Source organism: Actinoplanes sp. NPDC026623 (assembly GCF_040638275.1).
Lineage (GTDB): Bacteria > Actinomycetota > Actinomycetes > Mycobacteriales > Micromonosporaceae > Actinoplanes.
Window position 1 is genome coordinate 1 of sequence record NZ_JBEZXZ010000025.1, and the last position, 25048, is coordinate 25048.

Here is a 25048-nt window from a genome sequence, read left to right on the forward strand (position 1 = left end):
GGCCTGGGCGGCGCCGGTGCGGTCGGCGGCCGGCGCCTGGTTCGGGGCGAAGAGCACGTCCACCTCGGCCGCCGTCGGGAAGATCCGCAGCGAGACCTGAATCGTGCCGCTCACGCCCGCCGCGTCCAGCAGCACCTCGGCGACCCGGTCGCACAGGGTGCGGATGTCCTCATCGGCCACCGAGGTCGTGGTCAGCTGCCGGCGTACGAAATCGCGGACGTCCGGAAGCGCGGACGGCCGCGCGGGAAAGTCCTGAGCGACGACCACGATCGGCAGGATCTCGATGTGTTCCACGCCTGGTTCGAGCGACGCCGGCATCGCGCCCCCTTCCGCGGTACCGATTGTCCCGACCGGGACGAGTTTACGGCCGCCGGACCCACCCGTTCGAGTGACAGCGGCGGCCGGCATCTTTTCCCGCGGCTGACGCTGCGCATAGGCTCGTCTCGATCGAGGGTCGCACCGCTGGATCCTGCCCAGGACCGGGTCGCGGACCGAGTCACCGCGCAGCCCGGAGCCGAACGCTGATCGGATGGTGACGGCTTGTGAACGTCCCGTGGGCCGATGGCGATGAAGTGCTGCACATTCTCTGGATGAACGGCGGCCTGAGCTGCGACGGCGAGTCGGTGGCGCTGACGGCCGCCACCCAGCCCAGCATCGAGGACCTGGTGCTCGGCGCTCTGCCGGGCGTGCCGCAGATCGCGCTGCACTGGCCGTACCTCGGGTTCGAGACCGGGCCGGACGGCTCCGCGGACAGCTTCATCGAATGGTTTCACCGGGCCGACCGCGGTGAGCTGGAACCGTTCATCCTGATCGTCGAGGGGTCCGTGCCCGACGAGGGCAACAAGGAGCAGGGCTACTGGAGCGGATTCGGCAACGATCCGCGGACCGGGCAGCCGATCACCAGCACCGAGTGGCTGGACCGGCTGGCGCCGAAGGCGACGGCCGTGATGGCGGTCGGGACCTGCGCGGCCTACGGCGGCATCCACGCGATGGCCGGCAACCCGACGGGCGCCATGGGTGTCCCGGATTATCTCGGCTGGACGTGGAAGTCCAAGACCGGCCTGCCGATCGTCTGCGTGCCGGGTTGCCCGACCCACCCGGACAACCTCTCGGAGACCATTCTGCAGCTGCTTTACCAGATCAGCGGGCAGGCGCCGGCGATCGCGCTCGACGAATCGCTGCGGCCACAGTGGCTGTTCGAGTCGACCGTGCACGCCGGCTGCGACCGGGCCTCCTTCTACGACCAGAGCGACTTCGCCACCGGGTACGGGTCGTCCAGCTGCCTCGTCAAGGTGGGCTGCTGGGGGCAGGTGGTGCGGTGTAACGTCGCAAAGCGAGGGTGGATAAACGGGGTCGGTGGATGCCCCAACGTCGGCGGGATCTGCATCGGGTGCACCATGCCGGGATTCCCCGACAAGTTCATGCCGTTCATGGAGGCGCCGGCGGCCGGTACCACCCCGTCAGGCGCGGGTTACGCGCCGGTCGTGCAGACGCTTCGCGGCTTCACCGTACGGATGGCGGCGACCTGACCCGGCACCGCGATCAGCTGGAGGTCACGATGACCGCACCCGACGCAGCCGAGGCGGCAGCCCAACGGGTCGACCAGCTTCTCGCCGAGCTGCGCGGCGGCCCCGACCGGCGCGCCGCCGGCCTCGCCGAGGAGCTGACCCGCTGCCTGGTGCAGCTCTACGGCGCCGGGCTGACCCGGATCACGGCGCGGCTCGGCGCGGACCAGGTCGAGGAGCTCTGCGCGGACCCGCTGGTGGAGAGCCTGCTGCTGGTGCACGATCTGCATCCGCTGGACGCGGACTCGCGGATCCGGCGTGCGCTGGCGCGGCTGCGCCTGGTCGAGGAGCCTGCGTACCTGGGCATCGACGACGCCGGGGTGGTGCGGCTGCGCCTGTCCGCCGGCGGCGGCTGCCAGTCGTCGCGGCAGGCGGTGGCGGGCCGGATCGAGGCGGCCGTGCGCTCCGCGGCCCCGGAGGTGACCGATGTGGTCATGGAGTCGCCGCCCCGGCTGCCGCCGCTGCTGCAGGTGTCGTTGCGCCCCGGGCTGGCCGTGCCGTGAGCGGCGCGCGCACCGGCGTGCCGGCGCCCGTGGGAGCGCGTCACCCGCCCGTGTCCACGCCCTCGGCGCCACGCCGGACACAAGTGTCCGAAAGGGCCTCTGGGCAGGCGTTTTACCGCCGGTTCCGGGGCGGTGCGCCGCCACATGTGTGCGGACACGCTTGGGGATGGCGGCGATGGATTTCACCGTGCAGGCTTGGTCACCGTGCGTAGGACGCACTGTAGGCGACTACACGAAGGTGGCATCGTGATCTGGCAACGAATCTCTCAGCGCCGGGCGCCGGCGGTATCGCGCGGCGACGGCAGTACGGTCACCCGGCGGATCCCGGGCAGCCGCAAGGAATGCCAGGTGCAGTCGACGCGCACGGCCACGATCGTCGTACGCGAGCCCGAGGCGCAGTGGTGGCGGGTGCAGGCCGATCTCGACGGCTGGGCCTCCGGCGAAGCGACGACGACCGTCGCGGTGCTGGAGGACCGCGACGCCGACGACGAGGCCGTGCTGGCCAGCCTGGCCCGGCTCGCCATGGCCGACGAACTGCTGGTGGTCTTCGGCGCGGCCTGCGGTGCCCACCCGGCGCAACACACCATGATCAGCGGTTTGCGCGGCAGGCTGCCCCGGCACGACGTGGTCGCGATGCACGTCCGGAACCGCGGCGCGGCGAACCACTGGCAGCCGACCCTCGATCTGTTCCTCGACGCCGGGCGGCTCCCCGTGGTCTTCACCGCGACGGCCGTCCTGCAGGAGGTCACCGCCGAGATCTCGAGCTACGTCCGCGCCGACCGGGTGCTGCGGGTGTTCGGCACCGGCGGTGGCGCCGATCTCTACCAGGTGTGGCGCCGACCCGAGCCGAGCGTCAATTGACTGCGCGGCCGGCCGGGCCCCTGAGCGCCGTGCGGGCCTCGTCATGAGCCCCGTCGATCGCACCGGAACGCCGCTGGCCGCGCTGCGGCAGATCGCCCGCAGCGGCCCCGCCCCGGCCGCCGAGGTGCGCTGCGAGATGTGCGCCGCCGGCATTCCCGCGGCGCACTCGCACGTGGTCGACCTGCAGAGCCGGGCGCTGCTGTGCGCCTGCCGCCCGTGCTACCTGTTGTTCACCGACGAGCACGCGAAGCTGCAGTACCGTGCCGTGCCGGAGCGCTACCTGTCGCTGCCGGGCCAGGCGTTCGACGAGCAGGCCTGGGACGAGCTGCAGATCCCGGTCGGGCTGGCGTTCCTGTTCCGCGACTCGGTGCGGGACCGGATGGTGGCCTCCTATCCGGGCCCGGCCGGCGCGACCGAGTCCGACCTGCCGCTGCCGGCCTGGGACCTGATCGTTTCGCGTACGCCGCAACTCGCGATGCTGCGGCCCGACGTCGAGGCCGTGCTGGTGCGCCGCCCCGCGGGCGTCCCGGACGCGCAGTGCTTCCTGGTGCCGGTCGACGCCTGCTACGAGCTTGTCGGGCGGCTCCGCCTGCTGTGGCGCGGCATCGACGGCGGACGGGAGGCACACGAGGCCATCGAGCAGTTCTTCGCCCGGGTACGCGCGTTCAGCCGGCCCGCGCCGCCGGTCGGCGCGCCATGAGCAACTACCGGTTCACCGTCCTCGACGTGTTCGCCGAGCCGTTCGCGATCACGCCGCAGCTGACCGCCCGGCTGCGCGTCGAGGAGACCACCGGCCAGCGCATCCATGCCATCGTGCTGCGCTGCCAGGTGCGCATCGAGCCCCAGCGCCGCCGCTACGGCCCCACCGAGCAGGACGGGCTGCGCGGGCTGTTCGGCGAGCGGGAGCGGTGGGCGGACACCCTGAAACCGTTCCAGTGGATGCACTGCAACGCCACCGTGCCGGGCTTCGCCGACAGCACCGAATTCGACCTGGCGCTGCCCTGCACCTACGACCTCGAGGTGATCGGCACCCGTTACCTGCACGCGCTCGGCTCCGGCGACGTCCCGCTGACGTTCCTCTACTCGGGCACGGTGTTCACCCGCAGCGGCACCGGTTTCGGCGTGGAACAGATCCCGTGGGCGTGCGAGGCGAGGCACGCGATGCCGGTCGCGATCTGGCGGCAGATGATCTCGTCCTACTACCCGAACGCCGGCTGGGTGCGCGTCGGCTCCGACGTGCTGGCCGAACTCGCCGACTACCGGGCCCGGCACGGCCTGGTGAGCTGGGACGAGACCCTGCAGAAGCTCCTGGCCGCGGAGGAGGGGCTGGCGAGCTGAGCCCTCTTCCGCGGCGCCCGACGAGGTGGCCCGGCCAAAGGCCATCGGCGGAACGGCCTGCCTGTCTCAGTAGCGGAAGCGGGAGACCAGGCTCTGCAGCTGCTTCGACATCGCCGCCAGTTCCCCGGCGGAGTGGCGGGTGTCGTCGATCGTCTCGGTGGTGCGCCGGGTGGCGTCCGAGACGCCGGTGATGGTGGCCGCGATGTTCCCGGCGCCGTCGGCCGCGTCCGAGAGCGTGCGGTTCATCTCCTGGGTGGTGGCGGTCTGTTCCTCGACGGCGGAGGCGATCGTCGTCTGGATGGCGTTGATCTGCTCGATGATCGCGGCGATCTCGCCGATCGCGGCCACCGCGCCGGAGGTGTCCGACTGGATCGTCTCGACCCGGCGGGTGATGTCCTCGGTGGCCTTGGCGGTCTCTTGGGCCAGGTCCTTGACCTCGCTCGCGACGACCGCGAAGCCCTTGCCCGCGTCGCCGGCGCGGGCGGCCTCGATGGTCGCGTTGAGCGCCAGGAGGTTGGTCTGCTCGGCGATCGAGGTGATGACCTTGACGACGGTGGCGATCTCGGTGGAGGAGTCGCCGAGCCGGGCGACGGTCGCGTTGGTGGCGGCCGCGACCTCGACCGCCTGGGCGGCGACGACCGTCGCCTCCGAGGTCGAGGTGCTGATCGCGCGGATCGACGCGCCCATCTCCTGGGAGCCGGCCGAGACGATCCGCAGGTTGTTCGAGACGACGTCGGCGGCCGACGCGACCGATCCGGCCTGCTGGGACGCCTCGGAGGCGGCCGTGCCGACCGAGGTGGAGACCGCGGTCAGGTTCTCGGCGGAGCTCTGCAGGGTGGTGGCGTTCTCGGCGAGCTGCACGATGTCCGCGCGGAGCCGGACGATGCCGTGGTCGAGCGAGGTCGCCATCCGGCCGATCTCGTCCTTGACGGTCACCTTGGACGTGCGGGTGAGGTCGCCCTCGGCCAGGCCCTCGGCGACGTGGGAGACGCCGGCGACCGCGCGGCGCACCCGGTTGGCGACCCGGGTGCCGAGATAGACGCTGATGGCCACGCCGATGATCAGCAGGGCGATCACCAGGCGGGTGGCGGAGGTCTTCTGGTCCTGGCCCTTCTGGATGTTCGCGGCGACCTCGGTGGCCACGTACTTCTCGATCTCGGCCTGGTCGGCGAGCAGCACGTTGTGCAGCTCGGTGTACCTGGCCAGGTTGGTGGCGGCCTCCGCGGGCGTGAGGTTCGCCGGGATGCCGGCCAGGAATTCGAGGAACGTGTCCCAGTCGGCCTGCATCTTCGCGACCAGCGGCTCGCCGGCGGTGCCGTCGAGGCTCGCGGTCAGCTGCTGCAGGCCCTCGGCGACGTTCTTCTTCCTGGCCTCCCTGAGCGTGGCGACCTGCTGCGCCATCATCGGGTACGCCTTCATGGCGGTGTTGGCTCCGACGTAGGCCTCCAGGTTGAGCCCGACGCCCGCCGTGGTGCTCATGACCAGCAGGCCGCGCTTCTGCGCGGCGACCGCGGTGTCGCTCATCTCGAAGAGCGCCTGCAACGACACGACGGCGATGATCAGCCCCATGACGGTCGCGGCCAGAACCGCCGAGTTGATCTTTGTCCGCAACGAGCGGTTGTCGAACGCCGCTGCGAAGCCGCCGATACGCGCCACACGATTCTCCTGACTTGACGGGACCCTCGGATGTCTCTTCGGTCACCGCCGTGTGAAGCTGAGCACACCCCCGGACGGCCGGCCGTCAGCGCGGCGCCGCCGGGTAGGTCAGGCCGAATCCGTACGGGAAGAGCGGCGCCTTGCCGTCACCGTCGTTGATGGGCTGCTGGGCGGCGGACCGCATCCACGTCACGGGCAGCTTGCCGGTCGGCGGGTAGTCGCCGAAGAGCACGTCGGCCACCCCTCCGCCCTCGCTGCCCGGCAGCCAGGCGGCGACCAGGGCGTCCCAGCCACCGACCTCGGCGGCGATGTCGAGCGGGCGGCCGGAGACCAGGACCACGATCACCGGCACGCCCGCGGCGGTCAGCCGGGACAGCGTGGCCAGGTCGGTGGCGTCGAGGCTCAGGGAGCCGGGCCGGTCGCCCTCGCCCTCGGCGTACGGTGTCTCGCCGACGACGGCGATGGCCGCGGTGTAGGAGCCGTCGATGCCGGCGCCGTCGCGGTTGTAGGTGACGGTGGCGCCGCCGCCGACCGCGTCGCGGATGCCCCGCAGGATCGACGTGCCGGGGATGGTGTCACCGCTCGCGCCCTGCCACGTCGTCGTCCAGCCGCCGCTCTGGTTGCCCAGGTCGTCGGCGCTGCGGCCGGCCACGAAGATCTTCCCGCCGGACCTGGGCAGCGGCAGGACGCCGCCCGCGTTCTTCAGCAGCACCTGCGACTGGCGTACGGCCTGCCGGGCCAGGGCGCGGTGCGCGGCGCTGCCGATGGTGGCCGCATACGCCCGGTCGGCGTACGGGTGTTCGAAGAGCCCGAGCTCGAACTTCTTGGTGAGGATGCGCCGGTTGGCGTCGTCGATCCGCGACATCGGGACCTCGCCGGCCTGCACCGCGGCCCGCAGCGTGCCGATGAAGGTCTCCCAGTTCTCCGGCACCATGATCATGTCGAGGCCGGCGTTGACGGCGGTGGCCACCTCGGCCTGGGTGAAGCCGGGCCGGCCGTCGAGCTGGTCGATCCCGTTCCAGTCCGAGACGGTGAAGCCGCCGAAGCCGAGCTCGCCCTTGAGCAGGTCGGTGATGAGGTAGCGGGAGCCGTGCAGCTTGGCGCCGTTCCAGCTGCTGAACGAGATCATCACCGAGCCGACGCCGCGCTGCACCGCGGCGGCGAACGGCGGCAGGTGCACGGCCCGCAGGTCGGCCTCGCTGACCCGGGTGTCGCCCTGGTCGGTGCCGCCGGTGGTGCCGCCGTCGCCGACGTAGTGCTTAGCCGTGGCCAGCACCGAGGCGGGGCCGTTCAACGTGGCGCCCTGCAATCCGTCGACGACGGTGGTCATCGCCGCGGCGATCTCCGGCCGCTCGCCGAACGACTCGTAGGTGCGGCCCCAGCGGTCGTTGCGGGCGACGCAGAGGCAGGGCGCGAACGTCCAGTCCTGGCCGGCCCCGGTCACCTCCTCGGCGGTGGCCCGGCCGATCTGCTGGACCAGCGCGGGGTCGCGGGTGGCGCCCAGGCCGATGTTGTGCGGGAAGATCGTCGAGCCGTACACGTTGTTGTCGCCGTGCACGGCGTCGATCCCGTACAGGATCGGGATCCGCAGTGGGGCGGCCAGCGCGCCACCCTGGAGGGTGTCGTACATGTCGGCCCAGGCGGCCGGGGTGTTCGGCGTGGGCGCGGAGCCGCCGCCGGACAGCACGGAGCCGACCCGGTACGAGGTGATCTCGGAGGGGTTGATGGAGGCGCGCTCGGCCTGGGTCATCTGGCCGATCTTGTCGTCCAGGTTCATCCGGCCGAGCAGGTCGCTCACCCGCTGGGCGACCGGCACGGCCGGGTCCAGGTATGGCAGGGCGGCCGGCTTCGGCGAGCAGGCCGTGAGGGCGGCGGCCGCGACGAGCCCGGTCAGCGCGAGGGTGCGGGCGGGAGATCTCATGCTGGTCCTGTCCGATGGCGGCCGGTGACCCATCGTCGCATGGGAGCGCTCCCATGCCAATGTCCGCCGGCGACGCGGCAAATCGGTTGCCGCGGGCGGCGGGCTCCGCGACGATGATGACCATGACGTTCTGACGGACAGCACCCAGGTTCCCCCCCGGCGCGGCACCGCGCCGTGCGTCCGTACCGTCTCAGGAGAGAACGTCTTGTCTCAGCCACACACCCGGGCCACCGTCACCGTGTTCGCCTCACCGGCGAGCTGGATCGAGTCCGACGCCGTCGCGCAGTGCGAACAGGTGGCCGCCTTCGACGGCATGATCCATGTCGCCGCCATGCCGGACCTGCACCCGGGCAAGGGCGCACCCATCGGCGCCGCCATGTCGGCCACCGTTCTGTACCCGTTTCTGGTTGGTTCCGACATCGGCTGCGGGATCGCGGTGTTCCCCATCGACCTCAAGCGCGCCGTACCCGAGAGGCTCGCCACCCGCTTCCCGGACCTCGACCGCGCGCTGGACCCCGAACGGGACGCCGACGACCCGGCCTGGGCCGTCCTGGACGGCGACATCCCGGCCGGCCACCTCGACAGCCTCGGCACGGTCGGCCGGGGCAACCACTTCGTCGAGCTGGCCCGGATCGAGACCGTGTTCGAGCCGGACCACGCGCACCGGCTCGGGCTCGAGGCCGGCGACCTGGTGCTCATCGTGCACAGCGGCTCGCGGGGGCTGGGCGAGCGGATCCTGCGGGAGCACACCGCGGTGCACGGCGCGGGCCCGGCCGCCGATCCCGCCGCCTACCTGGCCGCGCACGACGACGCCGTCCGCTGGGGGTCGATCAACCGGCGGCTGATGGCGGCCCGGGTCGCGCACGCCCTCGGCGCCGAGCCCACCGCGCCGATCGTCGACGAGTGCCACAACCTGGTCGAGCTCCGCGACGGCGCCTACCTGCACCGCAAGGGCGCCGCGCCCGGCGACGGCCGCGACGTGCTCATCGCCGGCACCCGGGGCACCCGGTCCTACCTCGTCGCGGCCCACGCCGGGCCCGCGGCGAACCACTCCGTGGCGCACGGCGCGGGCCGCAAGATGTCCCGCGCCGACGCCCTGCGCCGCGGCCGGGCCAAGCACACGGTCGACGAGTTGCGCCGCACGCCGGTCGGGTCGCTGGTGGTGTGCGGCGACCGCCAGTTGCTCTTCGAGGAGGCGCCGACGGCCTACAAGCGCATCGAGCAGGTGATCGGCGACCTGGTCGACCACGGCCTGGCCACGCCGGTGGCCACCACCGTGCCCCTGGTCACGTACAAGACGGCCGACCTCGGCCCGGCGGCCCGCGACCGCCGGGACCACCGCCGCAAGCGGGGCCGGTCCTAGGGCGCACTCGGCAGACAACCGGGAGCCGCTCAGCGGCCGCGGCCCGGCACCGATCGACCTGGAGTGCGACCGTGGTGAATCTGCTGGGGCTCCGCCGGCCTGATCGACGCCGCGATCATCGGCACCGCGGTCGCCCTGGCCGCCGCCGGCTGAGGCGGAGTCCGTCAGCTCACCACGTGGCCCAGCTCCGCCGCGGCCGAGTACCGGTCGACGGCGTTGATGCTGCGGACCCCGAACGTGTGCGCGCCCGTCGGGGGAGCCGGCACGACGATCGCGGTGTTGCCGACCTGGCCGACCGTCACGCCGTCCAGCGTGACCTCGTACCCGGCGATCGGCGGCGCGACGAACGGCGACGACGCGGCCGGGGCCGTCCACGAGAGCCGCAGCAGGCCGGCGGCCGGCGTGTCCACCCGCAGTCCGCTCGGCGCCGCGGGGACCTCGTCGCCGCGCCAGATCTGCCCGAGCGACCGGTACGAGTACGGCGAGGGGTTGCCCGCCGCGTCCACCGCGCGCACGGCGAAGATGTAGACCCGGGGCGGCAGCGTCCCGCCGGTCGAGTACACGTACCGGGTGTCGGTGACCTTGGCGCGCAGTTGGTCGCTCTCGTAGACCTCGTAGCTGACCGCGCCGTGGTCGTCCGTCGACGGCGCCCAGGTGAGCGCGAGGCCCGCGCTCGTGTCGAAGACGAGCGGCCCGGGGCGGGTTGGCGCGGTGTAGTCCGCCGGCACCCCGGAGCAGTCGAAGCCGTTCAGCGTGCAGCCGGCCGGGGTGCCCTGCCCGTCCGCCACCCAGCCGAAGGTCGCCGACGACCCCGGCGCGAGCCTGCCGTTCCAGGACTCGTTGCGCACGGTGTAGTGATCGCCGGCCCGGGTGAACACGCCGCTGTAGGAGCTGGTGACGCGGGTACCGGCGGCGAGGTCGAACTCAACGCGCCAGCCGTCGAGCGTCGCCGCGGTGTCGTTGCGGACGGTGATGTTGCCGACGTATCCGGCCGGCCACTGCGCGACCCGGGTGAACACGGCGACGGCCGAGGCGGCCGAGACGGAGGAGGCGGCGACGGGTGCCGCGGGGGCGAGGACGGCGGCGCTCAGGGTGACCGCCACGGCGATACGGGCCGAGGGCTTCATATCGACAACCGTATATTGCTGCCGCCTCCGTGTCCGGCTCAGTATCCGTAGCGGGACTTCAGGTGGCGCCACCAGTCGCGCAGCATCCACCTGTCGAACTCGGTGATCTGCGTGGCGCTGCCCGCCTTCATCAGGAAGCCGCCGACGTCCGGGCTCCAGTCGTAGAAGTCGTCCAGGCCGAAGGTGTGGCCGACCTCGTGCAGGAAGATATGGATGTCGTCCTGATTCACCGCGCCGAGGAAGTATTCGCTGCCGACCCGCTGCCCCCAGTCGCCGCCCGCGCCGCCGCCGAAGCCCGCGGTCAGCCACAGTGACTGGTCGTAGTGGTGTGCCGCGCCGCCCGGGCAGTTCGGGTAGCTGCCGGACTGGTTGAAGAAGCGGCCGCACGGCGCGGAGCACTGCGGCGCGTCCTCGCGGATGTCGTTGACGTAGATGTCGACCGAGTCGTCCGTCCACTCGAGCTGGGCGCGCTCGCGGACCGCCCATCCGACGATGTTGACCGCGACGTCGGAGTAGGGCCAGCCGTTGTGCCCGGCCATCACGTCCATCCACTTCTTGAACTGGCGTCTGAGGGCCGCGTGGATGGCGTCGCGCTGCGCGGTGGTCACCCTGGCCGACGAGTCCCACCGTACGCAGTAATTCACGTAACCGCGGTTGGCCATGATCTGGTCCCAGCCGTAGTTGCGGAAGCCGTACAGGTCGGAGTAGGTGCTCTCCTCGTGCTGCCACACCTGGTTGAGCGCGGTGACGAGATTGGCCGGCGGGTTCCAGCCGCCGGCAGGCGGCGCGGTGGTGGGCGCGGTGGTCGGCGGCGTGGTGGCCGTCGGGCCGCCGGTCGGCACGGACGCGCCCGTGCAGGTGGTGCCGTTGAGGGCGAAGGACGCCGGCGGGGTGTGCGTGCCGGAGACGCTCGCCTGGAAGCCGAAGCTCGTCGCCGCCCCGGTCGCCAGCGACCCGTTGTAGGACGCGTTGGCGGCGGTGACCTGGGTGCTCGACTGGCTGACCGTCGCGTTCCAGCCCTGGGTCACGCGCTCGTCGGCCCGGAAGGCGAAGGCGAGCCGCCAGGCCGTCACCGGGTCGCCGAGGTTGGTGACCTGGACGTTCGTGGTGAAGCCGCCGCCCCACTGGCTGGCGACGGTGTAGTCGACCCGGCACCCGGTCGCCGCCGCGGCGGCCACCGTGACCGTCGCGCCGACCGCCGTGCAGGTGGTCAACAGGACCAGCAGCAGGCGCCCGCCCGTACTCCGCCTCATCGAAGCTCCCTCTATCGTGCGCGCAAGCGGCACAAATGCCGTCATGAAGTGCGCAGACTTTGTTTGAGTCGGCGCCATTATAGGCATAGATAGATGGGCATGGATAAAGAGGCGGCGCCGGCCCCAAGGTTCGGGGCCGGCGCCGCTTGTCGCAGGCTCGCCTACCTGAGCGGGACGTCCAGGTACGACCCGGCGGCGATCGTGACGGAGCCGCCGTCCGCGTTCTCGTCGTAGTAGAGCGGGTCGACCGTGTCGACGACCAGCGTGAGGGAGTGCCCGGCCGGCACGTCGTACGCGGTCGCCGACAGGTCGACGTCGAGGGCCCGGCTGCCGCCGCTGGTCGTCAGCCAGCTGGCGGGCGCGTGGGTGATCAGCTTGGCCGTGCCGATCACGTTGAGGTCGTAGAGGTACGCGACGACGGTGCCCTTCGCGGCCGTGCCGGTCAGCTCCAGGTGCAGCTTCGGTATGCCCCGGATGCGCCGCGGAGCGGAGGGCCGCTCCGACGCCCACACCCCGGCGCGGTACCGGTCGACGGTGGGCAGCCAGATCGACGGCTGCTCACCGGTCAGCGCGGCGACGCCGTTGGTGAGCAGGACGATGCCGCCGTCGGCGGTGGTGTTGCGGTCCGTCGGGATGCTCTTGTTCCAGCCGGTCTCGGCCGCGCCGCCGAGCAGGCCGGTGCCGTCCAGCCCGCGGATGTGGCCGAGCGGGTACCGGCTGGTCGTGGCGGCGAGGTCCGGCCAGTCCGGGTAGCTCTCGGCGGCGGCGTTGTAGGGCTTGACCAGCACCGCCGGCTCCCCGTCGATCCCGGTGTCGATCCCGGCCAGGTGCTGGTCGAACCACCGGTAGACGCTGTTCCAGACGTCGTTGTCCAGGCCGAGAACGCCGGTGAGCTCGGCGATCGCGTGGTCGCCGGGGCGCAGCTCGAGGCGCTTCGGGCCGGCCAGCCGGTCGTAGAAGTCCACCAGCTGATTCGGCGGGAAGATCGAGTCGCCCCACCCGTTCGCGATCAGGACGGCGGGCCGGCTGGCGTTGAGCGCGTCGAGGTACGTCTCCGCGGAGCGTACCCGCGACCACGCGATGACCTGGTCTGCGCTGCGGTTGGCGGCGAAGTCGTCGAGCTTGCCGCTGAGCTCCGGGCCCGGCTTGCCCAGCAGGTCGGCGGCGATCTTGAGCAGCCCGGCCGACTGCCGGTGCCGGGTCGAGTCCGCGTAGAGCGAGTAGGCCAGGTCGGTCCAGCCGCTCATCACCGCGACCGTCCGGATCCGCCGGTCGAACGCCGCGCCGAGCAGGCTGAGCCCGCCGCCGTACGAGATGCCCGCCGTGCCGATGCGTGCCGGATCCGCGGGCGTGTTCGCGATCGTCCAGTCGATCACCTTGGACATGTCGGCCATGTCCTTCGGCCCGGCCGTGTCGATCTCACCGCCGGAGAGCCACCACCCGCGCGGGGTGTAGGAGACGACGACGTAGCCCCGCCCGGCGAGGATCCTCGCCTGGGCGACGTACTCGAGGTCGTTGAGGCCCCAGCTGGCGGGGAAGACGATGGCCGGGTACCGCCCGGCGGCGGACGGGGCGACGACGTTGGCCTTGAGGGTCACCCCGCCGGAGCCGGGCAGGTCGACGAACCGGACCGGGGTCGTCGCCACGGCCGAGACCGCGGCCCGTGCCGCGGCGGGCGGCGCAGCGAAGGCGATCGCCGGGTTCGCGATGCCGGCCAGGACTGCGGCGGTGATCAGGGAGAGCAGGTGGATCAGCGGGGCCGATCGGCGTGGGGCCATGCGCACTCCTGGGTACAGGACGGCCGCTGTGTTGGCCTGAGTTGACAACGGCTGTGCAGCGGTTTGTGGCCGGAGCGTAGGAACCGGTACCGAGAGATTGAAGACGGTGACATTCTCGTTACCGGCCGGTAACGTATGGCGGTAGCCCGGAAGGAGCCTGACATTGCTGTACGGAGCCCAGACGGCGCGCCGCCGAGACGCTCAGCGAAACCGGGCTGCCATCATCACGGCAGCGAGCGAGGTGCTGAGCGGCCCCGAGCCCACCGCGCTGATGCCCGAGGTCGCCCGGCGCGCCGGCGTCGGGCAGGCGACCCTGTACCGGCACTTCCCGGACCGGCACGCGCTGACGGTCGCCGTCATCGGCCATCACCTGCAGGAGCTGGAGACCGCCGCCGCGGCCAGCACCGAACGGCCGGCGCTGTTCCGGCCGCTGCTGCGCCACGTGCTGCACTCGCTGATCGCGATGCGCCCGCTGGTGCTGCTCGCGCAGCGCATCGACCCCGGCGCCCGCCGCCGTTACATCCGGCGGGCCATCGCGGCCCTCTCACCCCCGCTGCGAAAGGCCCAGGAGAGCGGGTACGTCCGCCACGACCTGGTGCCCGACGACCTGATCCTGCTGTTCACCATGGTGCGGGGCGCCGCCGAGGCCACCGGCGACGTGGTGACCGGCCTGGTCGCGGGCGACCGCTCGATCGACCTGGTGCTCGACGGCGTCTTCCTCTGACGCCGGGGCGTCCCCTGTACAGGACCTGACTGACGTTCACCGGCCGCGGTGGTAGACCGTGAGCGGGTGGCGCCGACCGGGTTGTCTGGAGGACCGATGGAGAACACTCGGCTGGCGTCGTGCGCTGGCCGGTGAGGCTTCGCACCGGCCGGGCCCGGCCGGTCAGGGGCATCCTGCTCACGCTCGGCGCGGTGGCCCTGGGCGCGGCGTTTCTCCTGCTCGAGATTCGGCTGCTGTGGAAACCGCCGGCGTCGCTGCTTCCGGAATCGCCGGGCGACACCGCGGCGGCCACCGGTCAGTTCCGGTCGGCGGTGATCCAGCTCGGCGTCGCGCTGGGCGCGGTCGTCGCGCTGCTGTACACGGCGCGTGGCTATCGTCTGGCCCGCCGGGGGCAGATGACCGAACGCTTCACCAAGGCGTTGGAGCGACTCGGCTCCCCCGAGCAGTACATCCGAATCGGCGCGATACACGCGCTCGACCACGTCATGCGTGATTCGGTCGAGCATCACTCGGACGTGGTGGAGTTGCTTACCGCGTTCATTCGAGACCGGGCCCCGGCGTATCCACCGGAGCATGTTCCCGGGCTGTGGGAGGCCGCGGAGAGCCGGTGGGTGCATCCGCCGACCGGGACCGGCGCCCGGCCGAATCGGAACCGGTCGCCTGCGCGCGTGACAGGTGACCTGCAGGCCGCCTTGACGTCGCTCGCGAATCGTCCCCGGCGGCCCTACAGCGAGCGCGTGAGGGTCAGGCTCGGCGGTCTCGACCTCAGCGGGGCCGACCTGTCCCACGCGAGTCTGATCAACGCTGACCTTTCCGGTGCCGATCTGTCCCAGGCGAGGCTGCCCGGGGCCGACCTGTCGGGCGCCGTTCTGGCCGGCACCCGGCTGATCTCCGCGGACATGACCCAGGCAATTCTGGTCGGGACCGACTTCTCGGGTGGTGACCTCTCCCGGGCCATCCTGACGGAGGCCCGGCTGACCCGGGCCGACCTCGGCAGGGCCGACCTGCGCGGGGCATCCATGCGGGCGTCGACGTTGTTCGCAGCGGATTTGCGAGGGGCCGACCTGTCGGACGCGACGCTCGACGCCGCCAAGCTGACCGGTGCCGATCTCAGCGGCGCCATCGTGCGAAACGCTTCGGTGCGGGTGACGAACCTCGTGGGCGCGACGATGGACGGCGCCGACTTCGGCGGCACTCTGCTGGACGATGCCATCCTTCAACGCGGCGCGTCCGAGCCCGACGGTCTGCACGCATTCGGGCGCCGCCTCCGGACCGCATTGAACTGGCTCAATCTCACTTCGCTCGCCGGCGTTGGTGTTGCGGGAATCGGCCGTTCCCGGCTCGTCCACGCGGGCGGAATTCTGGTCGCGGGAAACTATCGTCTCGGCTACCCCAGGCAGGCCGTCTTCACCGTCGGCGGAGTCGTCATCACCCGGATGCCGGCCTCCTGGCTGCTCGACGAGGCGCGCTCCGAACTGCTCCAGCACGAGGTACGCCACACCACCCAGTACGCGATCCTCGGGCCGTTCTTCTGGCCCCTGTATCTGTTCGCGGCGCTGTGGTCGTACGTTCTGACCGGCAGCATGAGCTCGAGGAACCTCTTCGAGCGCTGGGCGGGGCTCGCGGCCGGGGGCTACGTCTCCGAAATTCCGCTGCGCCCCTGGCTGGCGCGCCTGCGCAGCCGCTGAACCGGCCTGTCTTGAGCGTCAGGGTTCCTCGACGCCGGAGATCCTGTACTTGTGCACGTCGGCGGACTGCACCGGCGGAAGCTCCGGGGGCGGACCGTCGCCGTTGCGAAACCGGAGCAGATGATCGTCGGACTCCCACCGCTCGTAGACGTTGATCCGTGTCGGGTCGAGCGGATCGGCCGCCTGCGTGAAGTCCAGGCAACCCGGCGCCAGGCGGGCCAGGCGGGCCGCCTCCACAACCCCGGCCAGGTACGGGTCGCGATCCGAGGGCTTCACGTGAAGCGCTCCGGCAACGATGATCAAAATAGCCCCCTTTTAGGACGTCTCCGCTGAAGCCAGCGATCTGACGATGCCACATCACCGCCCATACCGCTCCCTGCCGGGCAGGGTCCTGGGTGTACCGGTCTGCCGCCGCTCCGCCCGCACACGCTGGACTCGCCGGCCGGTCGCCGCTGCCGCGGGCGGACGTTCCGCTTCCGATCGGAGAGCGATTTCGACCTGCCCCAGGGCCGGCGGTGTCCGAGCTGTCGTCCTGGCCACGTTGACAAGGATCAGTCCTCCGGATCGCTGTCGTAGATGTCGAAAGCCAGTGGTATTCCGAGATCTGCGAGGCGGGAGAGGATTCGCGGCCCGAGCCAACCGTGTTGGCTGTCGATTTCGCGGTGTCTTCGAGCGGGCTCGCCAACTCCCACGTCGTATGCCCACGCCGAGCGGAAGCGGGATCCCGCCGGGAGACCGGCCCGCCGCGCTCGGACACGGCTGTCGGCTGCCGGCCGAGCAGCCGGCTGATCTCTTCGCCGGCAAGGGTTTCGCTCCGCACGATGAGCGTCACGCGGCTGCGGGGGGCCATGGACACCATGATCTCAAACGCGCGCCCACTCACGCCGGCCTCCGCGTCCGGCCGCCGATCGTGCCGGCAAACACGCCGGCTCGCCCGGCCGTCACTCCGGCGGGCGCACGACTTCCCCGAGCCGGGACTTCACTGTCGTTGTCGGCTCAGCGGCTTCCGCAGAATGTAGTTGAAGCCGAACTCGGTCTCGCTGGTGCGCACATCGGCGTATCCGAGCCGCAGGTAGAACTCGTGCGCCGTGATGCTGGCGCCGGTTTCCATGTGGTCGTAGCCCTCGTCCGCGGCGAGGCCCTCGATGTGGTGCATCAGCTGCCGTCCCACCCCACGGCCGATCATCGTCGGCTCGACGAACATGGTGAACACCTTGTTGCCGTCGCGGGACACCGTGCCGACAACGGCCTGTTCCTCCGCGGCGACGAACATCTGCCGCTCCCGGGCGAGCTGCTCGATTCGCCGGTCGGAGAAGTGCGCGCACATCCGCGCAATGATTTCCGCTGGATAGTCGCGACTGTTGACCTCGCGCAGGCATCGCACGATGATGCCGCTCACGGCCGGGCCGTCACGGGGCTGGAAGGTGCGAATCTCCACCGTTCCTCAATTCGGTCGGGTCTGCTGGGTGCAGCGGAAGTGCCCAGGGGCGCCCCGGCATCCACATGGCCCAGGGTTACGAGTCCCGTCGAGAAAAGCTAGTTATTGGCGAGCAGATTTTCTTCGGCGCGTTCGGGTGGTTGGCGCCGCGCCGTTCGCGGCGGCTCATCCCGGACGTCGTGTGTGGATCATCGGCGGGCCGATCTGGCCCGGACGCAGCGAGTGCGAGTATCCGGCCTGTGCCGCGCACGAGGCGCTGATCAATGCCGTCTTCGCCGATCGGGATGCCGCCATTCTGTGCCCCTATGACGTCGCGGGGCTCGACGGGACGGCGGTTCGCGATGCCTGGCGAACCCATCCGGTCATGGTCGACGACGGCGCCCGGCGGTCCAGCGAGGACTACATCGACCCGCTGGTGACCGCGGCCGGCTTCAACCTGCCGTTGCCGCCCGGCGCCGCGTCCATGGAGTACGACAGCGAATTGCGCCTTGCGGCGGTACGCCGGTTCCTGCGCGGGCACGCCCGCGGAGTCCTCGACGCCGACCGCGCCGACGATCTGGTGCTGGCGGCCGACGAGCTGACCGCCAACACGATCGAGCACTCCGCCGGCGGCGGCCGGATCACCATCTGGACCGAGCCGGGCCGGCTCGCCTGCCAGATCGACGACGGCGGACACCTGCGCGATCCGCTCGCGGGGCGCATCGTGCCGCTGCCGCGGACCGCGGGCGGCCGGGGTCTCATCCTGGCCAACCAGCTTTGCGATCTCGTGCGGATCCACACCACCAGCGACGGGACCAGCATCCGCCTGCATATGGCGTGCTGACCCGGCTCGCGCGGTGAGTGCGTGGCCGCTGACCGGGGGTGGTCAGTGAGGTTGCCGGACAGGGCTAGGCGGTCAGAGTGCCGCGTTGCCGTCCGTGGGTGCCGCCAGGCGGCGGACGGCCAGCAGGGCGATGTCGTCGGTGGGTTGTTCGGTGCCGATGTGCGCCATGATGGTGGTGCAGACCGTTTCGGCGTCGTCCGGGCGGGCCGCGGCGGCCAGGCGCTCGATGCCCACGTCGATTATCTCTCCGCGGTGTTCGACCAGGCCGTCGGTGTAGCAGACCAGGACCGCGCCGGGCGGAAAGTCGATGACCGTGGTGGTGCGGGCCATCGACGGCCGGCCGATGCCCAGGGGCGGGCCGACGGGGATCTCCGGCAGGACCGCCGGGCATCCGGGTGCGACCAGGATCGGCGGCAGGTGCCCGGCCAGCGACAGGTGAATGGTGGACCGGTCCGGGGAGATCATGCCGTAGAGCGCGGTGGTCAGGTTTCCGGTCTCGAAGTGGTGGACCTTGCGGTCCAGCAGCGTCAGCGCGGCGGCCGGGTCGTCGCAGACCAGGGCGTAGGCGCGCAGCGCGCTGCGGACGCGGCCCATCACCACGGCGGAGCCCAGGCCGTGGCCGGACACGTCGCCGATGACCACGCCGAGCCAGCCCGAGGGCAGCGCGAAGACGTCGTACCAGTCTCCGCCGATGCCGAAATCGTGTCCGGGCACGTAGCGGGCCGCCAGGTCGACGCCGGGTATGCCGGGCAGCTTCGTCGGCAGCAGGCTGCGCTGCAGGGCCAGGGCGGCCGCCTGGTCGAGCTTGATGGAGCGGATCTGCCCGGCGATGCTGGCCCGGTCGGCGACGAGCCGCAGCAGGTGGATGTCGTCGGGGGTGAACACGCGATGGGTGAGGCTGCCGATGTGCAGGACGCCGACCACGTCGTCGCCGGCGAGCATGGGCACGCCCAGCAGTGACCGGATGCCCTTGTCCACCAGTATCGGGTTGACGACGTCGTCGGGGGTGAGGTCGGAGATGGCGAGTGGCTGTCTGGTCTGGGCGATCCGGCCGGCGAAGCCGCGGCCGATCGATACCCGGAAGCCCTGCCGGACCTCCTCCTCGAGGCCCTTCGCCGCGGTCGCGACGAGTTGCCGGGCGTGCACATCGACCAGGAGAATGGCGGCGGTGTCGACGTCGAGCAGGTCCCGGACGCGGTCGAGCAGCTCGTCGAGCAGGTCCGCGACGGCCAGTCTTGACAGGGCCGTGTCGGTGATGGCCTCGAGCCGGCGCAGCCGCTCGTCGTCTCTGATTCCCTCGACCTCCGGCACGTCAGCAGCCTAATACCTAAGTGGTTTGCGCCAGCGCGACCGGGCCGGTCAGGAGCCCTCGGAGGAGTGGCCGGGGAACAGGTGCGCCGCCGGGTCGACGGCGACGGCGGCGTTGTTGACGGCGGTGGCCGCCTCGCCGAAGCCGGTCGCGATCAGCCGCACCTTGCCGGGGTATTCGGCGATGTCGCCGGCGGCGAAGACCCGCGGGAGGTTGGTGGCCATGGTGCTGCCGACCACGATGTGACGGCGGTCGAGTTCCAGGCCCCAGCCCGCCAGGGGGCCGAGGTCGGCGGTGAAGCCGAGGGCGGCGACCACGGTGTCCGCCGGCACCCGCTGCGTCGACCCCTGGTTGTCGGCGATCTCGGCGGCGGTCACCCGGCCGTCGCCGTGCAGGGCGGTGACCTGGGCATTGACCAGGATGCGTACGGAGAGTGCCTGGACGCGGTCGACCGTCGTCTGGTGTGCCCGGAACCGGTCGCGGCGGTGCACGACGGTGACCGACCTCGCCACCGGGTGCAGGGCGAGCGCCCAGTCGAAGGCCGAGTCACCGCCGCCGACGATGACCACGTGGTGGTCGGCGAGGTCGTCCAGGCGCGGCACGAAGTAGACGACGCCGGCGCCCACGTAGCCGTCGGCGGCCGGTAGCGGCCGGGGGGTGAATCCGCCCAGCCCGCCGGTGATGATGACGGCGCCGGCGACGACCTGGTTGCCGTCCGCCAGCCGCAGCAGGGGGGAGGGGCCGCGGTAGGAGAGGTCCTCGGCGCGCACGCCGAGCAGGTAGTGCGGCGCGAACGGCGCGGCCTGGGCGACGAGGTTGGCGACCAGGTCGCGTCCCTTGATCGTCGGGAAACCCGCGACGTCGAGGATGTCCTTCTCGGGATAGAGGGCGGTGATCTGCCCGCCCGGCTCGGGCAGCGTGTCGATGACGGCGACCGTCAGGCCCCGGAAGCCGGCGTAGTAGGCCGCGAAGAGGCCCGAGGGTCCCGCGCCGATGATGGCGACGTCCACCTCGAGCATGCCGCCGTCGCCGCCCTTCCGTCGCACGGAACCACGAATCGCATCTGGTTGACGGTAGGCCGATGGTACCCCCGGGGCAACGGACGACGCGGCGTGAACGCCGCGTCGCGGGCCGCGAAAATTTCTCGGCGTACCGGCGAACAAAGTGCGGTGGCGGCGTGACTAACACAGTGAAATGCCCACCACAGCGGAGGAGAACCGCCATGTACCGTCCGTCGTTTCACCGTCTCGTCACCGCCGGCGTGCTCGCCCTCGCCGTGCTGGCCACGGCGGTACCCGCGTCCGCCTCGAATGACACCGCCGGCGGGACCCTGAGCGGGCGGGGCAAGGCCGCGTCGCCCGCCGCCGTGGTCCCGGCCGGGTCCGTCCTGAGTGTCCGGGGCGCCGGCCCGTACCGGATCGGCGCCCGCCAGCAGGCCCTGGCCGCGGCCGGGCTGCTCGACTGGGTCGCGCCGGATCCCGGGTGCGACGTCGCGCACGCGGGCGCGACCGGGGCCTGGGCCGGCGTGATCATTCTGGCGTTCCGCAACGGACGGCTGGTGGAGGTCGGCACCGCCACCGTGCCGCCCCGCTCGCCGGCCGGAGCCTCGGTCGGCATGAGCTGGACCGAACTCGAGGACATCTACGGCCGCCGCGGCCGGCTGATCCACAACGCCGACGGCGAGCAGGCCTACCTGGTGCGCGCCGGCTCCGGGGTGGAGCTGTACACCGGGCACCCGATCCGCCAGGGCGTCGGCTACTACCAGGCGGGACCGGCCGACTTCGTCCTGCGCAACTTCCGGAGCGGAACCGCCTGCTGACCAGCGCCGGATGCGCCCGGACCGGAGGTCCGGGCGCATCCGGTCAGGGCGCGCCCGGCGGTGATCGACGGCTCGGATGAAAATTGTTCATTGGTGCCAGCCGTCCGCGGTCCGCCGCCATTCGGTTTCCGAGCGGGTCTCGAAGCGGCCGTCGCGCCAGTGCCGGACCCGCAGGCACAGGCGCTCGCCGGAGAGTTCGAGGACCGTGTATGACTGGCTCTCGCCGGCTCGTACCCGGCGGGAGCAGGCCGTCCCGCTCATCAGGCCGATCATGTGCCGCCCGAGGCCCGGCCGGGTGAGTGACAGGTCGGCCTGCGCCGCCACGTGGTCGTGACCGCAGACGACGACGTCGACGCCGGCCAGGGCCGCCGCCCGCAGCGCCCGCCCCGCGCCGTGCAGCAGCGTCAGCCCGGGGCGCTGCACCGACCGAAACACCGGATGGTGCACCATCAGCACCCGCAGCCGGGCCGGTCCGGTGAACGCGGTGCCGATCCGGGCCACCTGCCCGGCGTCGACCCGCCCGTTCTTCCACAGATAGGGCCGCGCGGTGCTCAGGCCGAGCACCTGCAGGCCGTCGGCGTGCAGCACCGGCTGCGGCTGCGCGTGCACGAACTCCCGGTATCCGGCGAGGGGGCGCACCGCCCGGGTCAGCACCCGGTCCAGCGGCAGGTCGTGGTTGCCCGGCACGCTGGTCCACGGCCGGCCGATCGACTCCAGCAGCGATTTCGCCGCGCGGAACTGCCCCGTCCGCGCCCGCATCGTCAGGTCGCCGCTCACCAGCACCCGGTCGACGTCCTGGCTCGCCAGGTCCGCGCGCAGCCCGGCCACGACGTCGGGGTCCTCGGCGCCGAAATGCAGATCGGTGACATGGACCAGGCGCATGCTGGGAGCCTATATCCATCCGGTACGGGCTACCGGATCTTTCCGGCCGGGGGCCCGCGATGCCGTAGCCTGGTCGTCTGTCGCGTCGCAGCGGCCTGGAGGGACGGCGTGATGCGGGTGTTGATGGTCGCGCCACCGGGCGCAGGCAAGGGCACGCAGGGCGCGGTGATCGCCGCGCATTTCGACATCGCGCACATCGCCACCGGCGACCTGCTCCGGGATCACGTGGCCAGGCGGACCGAGCTCGGGCTCGCGGTGCGCCATCATCTGGACAACGGCGATCTGGTGCCCGACGAGATCGTGCTGGACATGGTCCGCGACGCGATGGTCACTGCCAAGGAGCGCGGCGGCGGTTACGTGCTGGACGGCATGCCCCGCAACCTCGCGCAGGCCCGGTCGCTGTACCGCGCGGCGCAGACCCTCGGCATGACGGCGAACGTCGCGCTGCATCTCAAGGCCGACGACGACGAGCTCATGCGCCGGCTGCTGGCCCGCGCGGCCCTGGAGCACCGCACCGACGACACCGAACCGGTGATCCGCCGCCGGCTCGCGCTGTATCAGGAGGCGACCTTTCCGATCGTCGGCTGGTACGCCGAGCGCGGCATTCTGGTCTCGGTCGACGCGATGCAGCCGGTCGAGCGCGTCGCCCGGCAGATCCTCACCGCGCTGGAGACGATGCGCCCGCTGCTGGAGTACGTGCCGGACCATGCCCGCCGCCCGATCGACCTGACCAGCCTGGGCGCCGCGTTCGGAGTCGACGTTCCCTAGGGCGCCCTAGGCGTCGATGCCGAGCCCCGCGTGGTAGTGCGAGGGCAGCGCGGCGGACGTCGCCGCGAAGCTGGTGAGCGCGTCGATGACGCTCGTCAGGTGCGCGCGCATGACCCGCTCGGCCGCCTCGGGATCGCGCCCGCAGACCGCCTCGACGATGGCCAGGTGCTCCGGAAGCGACACCGACGGGCGGCCGGGCACCAGGGAGAGCCGGAACTGGTGGCGCACCATCTGCCCGTTGAGCTGGTCGATGATCCTCGTGGCGGAGGAGTGCTGCGCGATGGCGCGGATCCTGGCGTGCAACTGCGCGTTCAGCTCGGAGTAGCGCAGCATGTCCGTGTTCTGCACGGCCGAGGTCATCTGCTCGCCGAGAGCGCGAAGCTCGGCGATCTCGTCGTCGGTGATCCGCTGCGCCGCGCGGGCCGCCACGAGGCCCTCGACGGCGCGCCGGATCTCGGTGATCTCGATCGCCTCGTCGAGGGAGATCTCGCGGACCCGGGCGCCGCGGTTGGGCTGCAGCTCCACCAGCCCCTCGTTGGCCAGCCGGGTGAGGGCGTTGCGGAGCACGAACCTGCTGGTGGCGTACCGTTCGACCAGCTCGGTCTCGATGAGCCGCTGCCGCGGTGCGTACTCCCCGCGCAGGATGGCCGCCCGGAGCTCGATCAACACGTCAGCCGGCATTGCGGATGTACTCCTCGTCGGTGTAGCTGTGGTCGCCTCGGTCATCGCAGGTTACGCGGTGTCCGGGCGGCGACCCTTCTTCGCCAGTTGTATCAGCCCGTACACGTGGCTCCGGAGCTCGGCGAACCGCGGCGCCGACCGGGTCGACAGCTGGTCGCGCTCGTCCGGCAGGTCGATGCGGACATCCTCCAGGACGACCGTCGGCCGGTCGGACAGCACCAGCACCCGCTCGCCGAGGTAGATCGCCTCGTCGATGTCGTGGGTGACGAACAGGACGGTGACGCCGAGCCGGCGCCACAAGCTGCGGACCAGGTCCTCGAGGTCGGCCCGGGTCTGCGCGTCCACGGCGGCGAACGGCTCGTCCATCAGCAGGACGCTCGGCTCGTAGGCCACCGCCGGCACGCGCAGCGCCGGCCGGGTCAGCGCCGGGGCGGAGGTCATCAGGGCAGCAGCTTGTCGAGGTCCGGCTGCTCGGTGATCAGCCCGTCCTGCTTGGCCAGATCGGCGAGCAGTTGCACCGAGTCGCGGTCGACGGTGGCCGGCCACCTCGGCAGGATCAGGTCCTGCTGCACCTTGGGATCGATCTTCGTGTACGTGGTCAGCGCGGCCCGGGCCTCGTCGGGGTGTGCCGTCGCGTACGCCATCGACTTGGCCATCGCCGCGGTGAAGCCGGAGACCGCCTTGGGGTTCTGCGCGGCGTAGCTCTGCGAGGTGAAGTACATCGCCACGGTGAGGTCGGGATCGGTGCCGGCGTAGTTGGAGACCACCTGCCGGTCGCCCTGGCCGGTCGCGATGGTCAGGAAGGGCTCGACCACCTGCCCGGCGTCGACGTCGCCCTTGGCGATCGCGGGGACGATGTCGGGGAACGCCAATTCGACGTACTTGATGGTGGAGGGGTCGGCACCGGCGTCCCGGACGACCTTGTTGATCGTCGTGGTGTTGATGTTCTTGAGGGTGTTGACGGCGACGCGCTTGCCGGCGAGGTCGGCGGCGGTCCTGATCGGGCTGTCGGCCTTGACGATGACGGCGCCGAAGTCCTTGCCCGGGGTCCCGGTGGAGGCGACGCCGGACGAGACCGCCTTCAGCGGCAGGCCCTTGGACTCGGCCAGCAGCAGCGACGTGGTGTTGCTGAAGCCGAACTGGTACTGGCCGCTGACGACGCCGGGGACGATGGCCGCGCCGCCCTGCGCCGTCTCGAGGGTAACCTCGAGGCCCTCCGCGGCGAAGAAGCCCTGCTTGAGGCCGAGGTAGATGGGTGCGACGTCGACGATCGGGATGACGCCGACCTTGACTTCGGTCGTTCCTGAGGCCGACGTCGATCCGTCGCCCGATCCGTCGGAGCAGGCGCCGGCGAGCAGGGCCGCCGAGACGGCGAGCAGCAGGGCGGGAAGGTGGCGCGGGCGGACGGCGCCGGCGGAACGCTGGGGTCGCGACATGGGGTCCTCCAGGGGACGCTCGAGAGGCCGAGAGAGCGGACGTTACAGATATTGTCAACAATTGTGAAGGCAATCCTGAGCAAGATTGTTGACAAGGTTGTTGACGCTGATACGG

The 25048-nt window shown here is 71.5% G+C and carries 25 protein-coding genes; 11 read left to right on the forward strand and 14 right to left on the reverse strand.

Going from position 1 to position 25048, the window contains the following annotated elements; all coding sequences use genetic code 11:
- Window positions 1-318, reverse strand: a 318-nt coding sequence (locus AB0F10_RS10550) for a hypothetical protein (protein ID WP_360622268.1), incomplete at its 3' end; no start/stop codon positions are given.
- 254 nt (window positions 319-572) lie between these two features.
- Between AB0F10_RS10550 and AB0F10_RS10555 the strand changes: the two genes are divergently transcribed.
- The 5 genes from AB0F10_RS10555 (at window position 573) to AB0F10_RS10575 (ending at window position 4267) form a co-directional block, all read left to right on the forward strand.
- Window positions 573-1529 (forward strand): hydrogenase expression protein HypE, encoded by a 957-nt coding sequence (locus AB0F10_RS10555; protein WP_360622270.1) that lies wholly within the window; start codon window positions 573-575, stop codon window positions 1527-1529.
- A gap of 29 nt (window positions 1530-1558) precedes the next feature.
- Window positions 1559-2068 (forward strand): hypothetical protein, encoded by a 510-nt coding sequence (locus AB0F10_RS10560; protein ID WP_360622272.1) that lies wholly within the window; start codon window positions 1559-1561, stop codon window positions 2066-2068.
- Between the two features lie 246 nt (window positions 2069-2314).
- A complete protein-coding gene (locus AB0F10_RS10565; protein ID WP_360622274.1) occupies window positions 2315-2929 on the forward strand; it encodes a hypothetical protein in 615 nt (204 codons plus the stop codon).
- Between the two features lie 43 nt (window positions 2930-2972).
- Window positions 2973-3629: a DUF5947 family protein gene (locus AB0F10_RS10570; RefSeq protein WP_360622276.1), complete on the forward strand. Its 657-nt coding sequence runs from the start codon at window positions 2973-2975 to the stop codon at window positions 3627-3629.
- A complete protein-coding gene (locus AB0F10_RS10575) occupies window positions 3626-4267 on the forward strand; it encodes a DUF6084 family protein (RefSeq protein WP_360622278.1) in 642 nt (213 codons plus the stop codon). The genes AB0F10_RS10570 and AB0F10_RS10575 overlap by 4 nt, the downstream gene beginning before the upstream one ends.
- Before the next feature lie 66 nt (window positions 4268-4333).
- On the opposite strand, the gene AB0F10_RS10580 is transcribed toward AB0F10_RS10575, so the two are convergent.
- Window positions 4334-5923 carry a methyl-accepting chemotaxis protein gene (locus AB0F10_RS10580; protein ID WP_360622280.1) on the reverse strand — a complete coding sequence of 530 codons (1590 nt, stop codon included), beginning with the start codon at window positions 5921-5923 and terminating at the stop codon, window positions 4334-4336.
- Window positions 5924-6008: 85 nt separating this feature from the next.
- Window positions 6009-7844, reverse strand: a complete 1836-nt coding sequence (locus tag AB0F10_RS10585) for a glycoside hydrolase family 3 N-terminal domain-containing protein (protein WP_360622282.1) — start codon at window positions 7842-7844, stop codon at window positions 6009-6011.
- Between the two features lie 205 nt (window positions 7845-8049).
- Here AB0F10_RS10585 and AB0F10_RS10590 point away from each other — a divergent pair, with 205 nt between their 5' ends.
- Window positions 8050-9207 carry an RNA ligase RtcB family protein gene (locus AB0F10_RS10590; RefSeq protein ID WP_360622284.1) on the forward strand — a complete coding sequence of 386 codons (1158 nt, stop codon included), beginning with the start codon at window positions 8050-8052 and terminating at the stop codon, window positions 9205-9207.
- Window positions 9208-9371: 164 nt separating this feature from the next.
- Here AB0F10_RS10590 and AB0F10_RS10595 read toward each other — a convergent pair whose 3' ends face one another.
- The 3 genes from AB0F10_RS10595 to AB0F10_RS10605 all read right to left on the reverse strand — a co-directional run bounded on the left by AB0F10_RS10595 (window position 9372) and on the right by AB0F10_RS10605 (window position 13365).
- A complete protein-coding gene (locus tag AB0F10_RS10595; RefSeq protein WP_360622287.1) occupies window positions 9372-10334 on the reverse strand; it encodes a cellulose binding domain-containing protein in 963 nt (320 codons plus the stop codon).
- A 38-nt stretch (window positions 10335-10372) separates the two neighbouring features.
- The gene (locus tag AB0F10_RS10600) at window positions 10373-11587 is read right to left on the reverse strand and encodes a cellulose binding domain-containing protein (RefSeq protein WP_360622289.1); all 1215 of its coding nucleotides are present in this window, start codon (window positions 11585-11587) and stop codon (window positions 10373-10375) included.
- 161 nt (window positions 11588-11748) lie between these two features.
- A complete protein-coding gene (locus AB0F10_RS10605) occupies window positions 11749-13365 on the reverse strand; it encodes a CocE/NonD family hydrolase (protein WP_360622291.1) in 1617 nt (538 codons plus the stop codon).
- A gap of 163 nt (window positions 13366-13528) precedes the next feature.
- Here AB0F10_RS10605 and AB0F10_RS10610 point away from each other — a divergent pair, with 163 nt between their 5' ends.
- Together AB0F10_RS10610 and AB0F10_RS10615 are read left to right on the forward strand one after the other, a co-directional pair.
- Window positions 13529-14089, forward strand: a complete 561-nt coding sequence (locus AB0F10_RS10610; RefSeq protein ID WP_360622293.1) for a helix-turn-helix domain-containing protein — start codon at window positions 13529-13531, stop codon at window positions 14087-14089.
- 119 nt (window positions 14090-14208) lie between these two features.
- Window positions 14209-15777, forward strand: a complete 1569-nt coding sequence (locus AB0F10_RS10615; RefSeq protein ID WP_360622295.1) for a pentapeptide repeat-containing protein — start codon at window positions 14209-14211, stop codon at window positions 15775-15777.
- Between the two features lie 18 nt (window positions 15778-15795).
- Here the strand turns inward: AB0F10_RS10615 and AB0F10_RS10620 are convergent, their stop codons facing one another.
- Window positions 15796-16080 (reverse strand): antibiotic biosynthesis monooxygenase family protein, encoded by a 285-nt coding sequence (locus AB0F10_RS10620; RefSeq protein ID WP_360622297.1) that lies wholly within the window; start codon window positions 16078-16080, stop codon window positions 15796-15798.
- Between the two features lie 676 nt (window positions 16081-16756).
- Window positions 16757-17215 carry a GNAT family N-acetyltransferase gene (locus tag AB0F10_RS10625; RefSeq protein WP_360622299.1) on the reverse strand — a complete coding sequence of 153 codons (459 nt, stop codon included), beginning with the start codon at window positions 17213-17215 and terminating at the stop codon, window positions 16757-16759.
- Here AB0F10_RS10625 and AB0F10_RS10630 point away from each other — a divergent pair.
- Window positions 17166-18038, forward strand: coding sequence for a sensor histidine kinase (locus AB0F10_RS10630; protein ID WP_360622390.1), 873 nt, complete (start codon window positions 17166-17168; stop codon window positions 18036-18038). The two genes, AB0F10_RS10625 and AB0F10_RS10630, sit on opposite strands and share 50 nt — an antisense overlap.
- Before the next feature lie 72 nt (window positions 18039-18110).
- Here AB0F10_RS10630 and AB0F10_RS10635 read toward each other — a convergent pair whose 3' ends face one another.
- Together AB0F10_RS10635 and AB0F10_RS10640 are read right to left on the reverse strand one after the other, a co-directional pair.
- The gene (locus AB0F10_RS10635; protein WP_360622301.1) at window positions 18111-19349 is read right to left on the reverse strand and encodes a GAF domain-containing SpoIIE family protein phosphatase; all 1239 of its coding nucleotides are present in this window, start codon (window positions 19347-19349) and stop codon (window positions 18111-18113) included.
- A 48-nt stretch (window positions 19350-19397) separates the two neighbouring features.
- The gene (locus AB0F10_RS10640) at window positions 19398-20366 is read right to left on the reverse strand and encodes an NAD(P)/FAD-dependent oxidoreductase (protein ID WP_360622392.1); all 969 of its coding nucleotides are present in this window, start codon (window positions 20364-20366) and stop codon (window positions 19398-19400) included.
- A 203-nt stretch (window positions 20367-20569) separates the two neighbouring features.
- On the opposite strand from AB0F10_RS10640, the gene AB0F10_RS10645 reads away from it, so the two are divergent.
- Window positions 20570-21166 carry a hypothetical protein gene (locus AB0F10_RS10645; protein WP_360622303.1) on the forward strand — a complete coding sequence of 199 codons (597 nt, stop codon included), beginning with the start codon at window positions 20570-20572 and terminating at the stop codon, window positions 21164-21166.
- A gap of 87 nt (window positions 21167-21253) precedes the next feature.
- On the opposite strand, the gene AB0F10_RS10650 is transcribed toward AB0F10_RS10645, so the two are convergent.
- Window positions 21254-22048, reverse strand: a complete 795-nt coding sequence (locus AB0F10_RS10650) for a metallophosphoesterase (protein ID WP_360622305.1) — start codon at window positions 22046-22048, stop codon at window positions 21254-21256.
- A gap of 111 nt (window positions 22049-22159) precedes the next feature.
- On the opposite strand from AB0F10_RS10650, the gene AB0F10_RS10655 reads away from it, so the two are divergent.
- Complete coding sequence (locus AB0F10_RS10655) at window positions 22160-22816, forward strand: adenylate kinase (RefSeq protein WP_360622307.1); 657 nt, start codon at window positions 22160-22162, stop codon at window positions 22814-22816.
- Window positions 22817-22822: 6 nt separating this feature from the next.
- Here AB0F10_RS10655 and AB0F10_RS10660 read toward each other — a convergent pair whose 3' ends face one another.
- From AB0F10_RS10660 to AB0F10_RS10670, 3 genes are read right to left on the reverse strand one after another with little or no spacing between them, the layout of a single operon-like run.
- Window positions 22823-23497: a GntR family transcriptional regulator gene (locus AB0F10_RS10660; RefSeq protein ID WP_360622309.1), complete on the reverse strand. Its 675-nt coding sequence runs from the start codon at window positions 23495-23497 to the stop codon at window positions 22823-22825.
- A 51-nt stretch (window positions 23498-23548) separates the two neighbouring features.
- The gene (locus tag AB0F10_RS10665; RefSeq protein ID WP_360622310.1) at window positions 23549-23938 is read right to left on the reverse strand and encodes a hypothetical protein; all 390 of its coding nucleotides are present in this window, start codon (window positions 23936-23938) and stop codon (window positions 23549-23551) included.
- Window positions 23938-24933, reverse strand: a complete 996-nt coding sequence (locus tag AB0F10_RS10670) for an ABC transporter substrate-binding protein (RefSeq protein WP_360622312.1) — start codon at window positions 24931-24933, stop codon at window positions 23938-23940. Before AB0F10_RS10670 ends, AB0F10_RS10665 begins: the two co-directional genes overlap by 1 nt.
- Window positions 24934-25048: the final 115 nt, after the last annotated feature.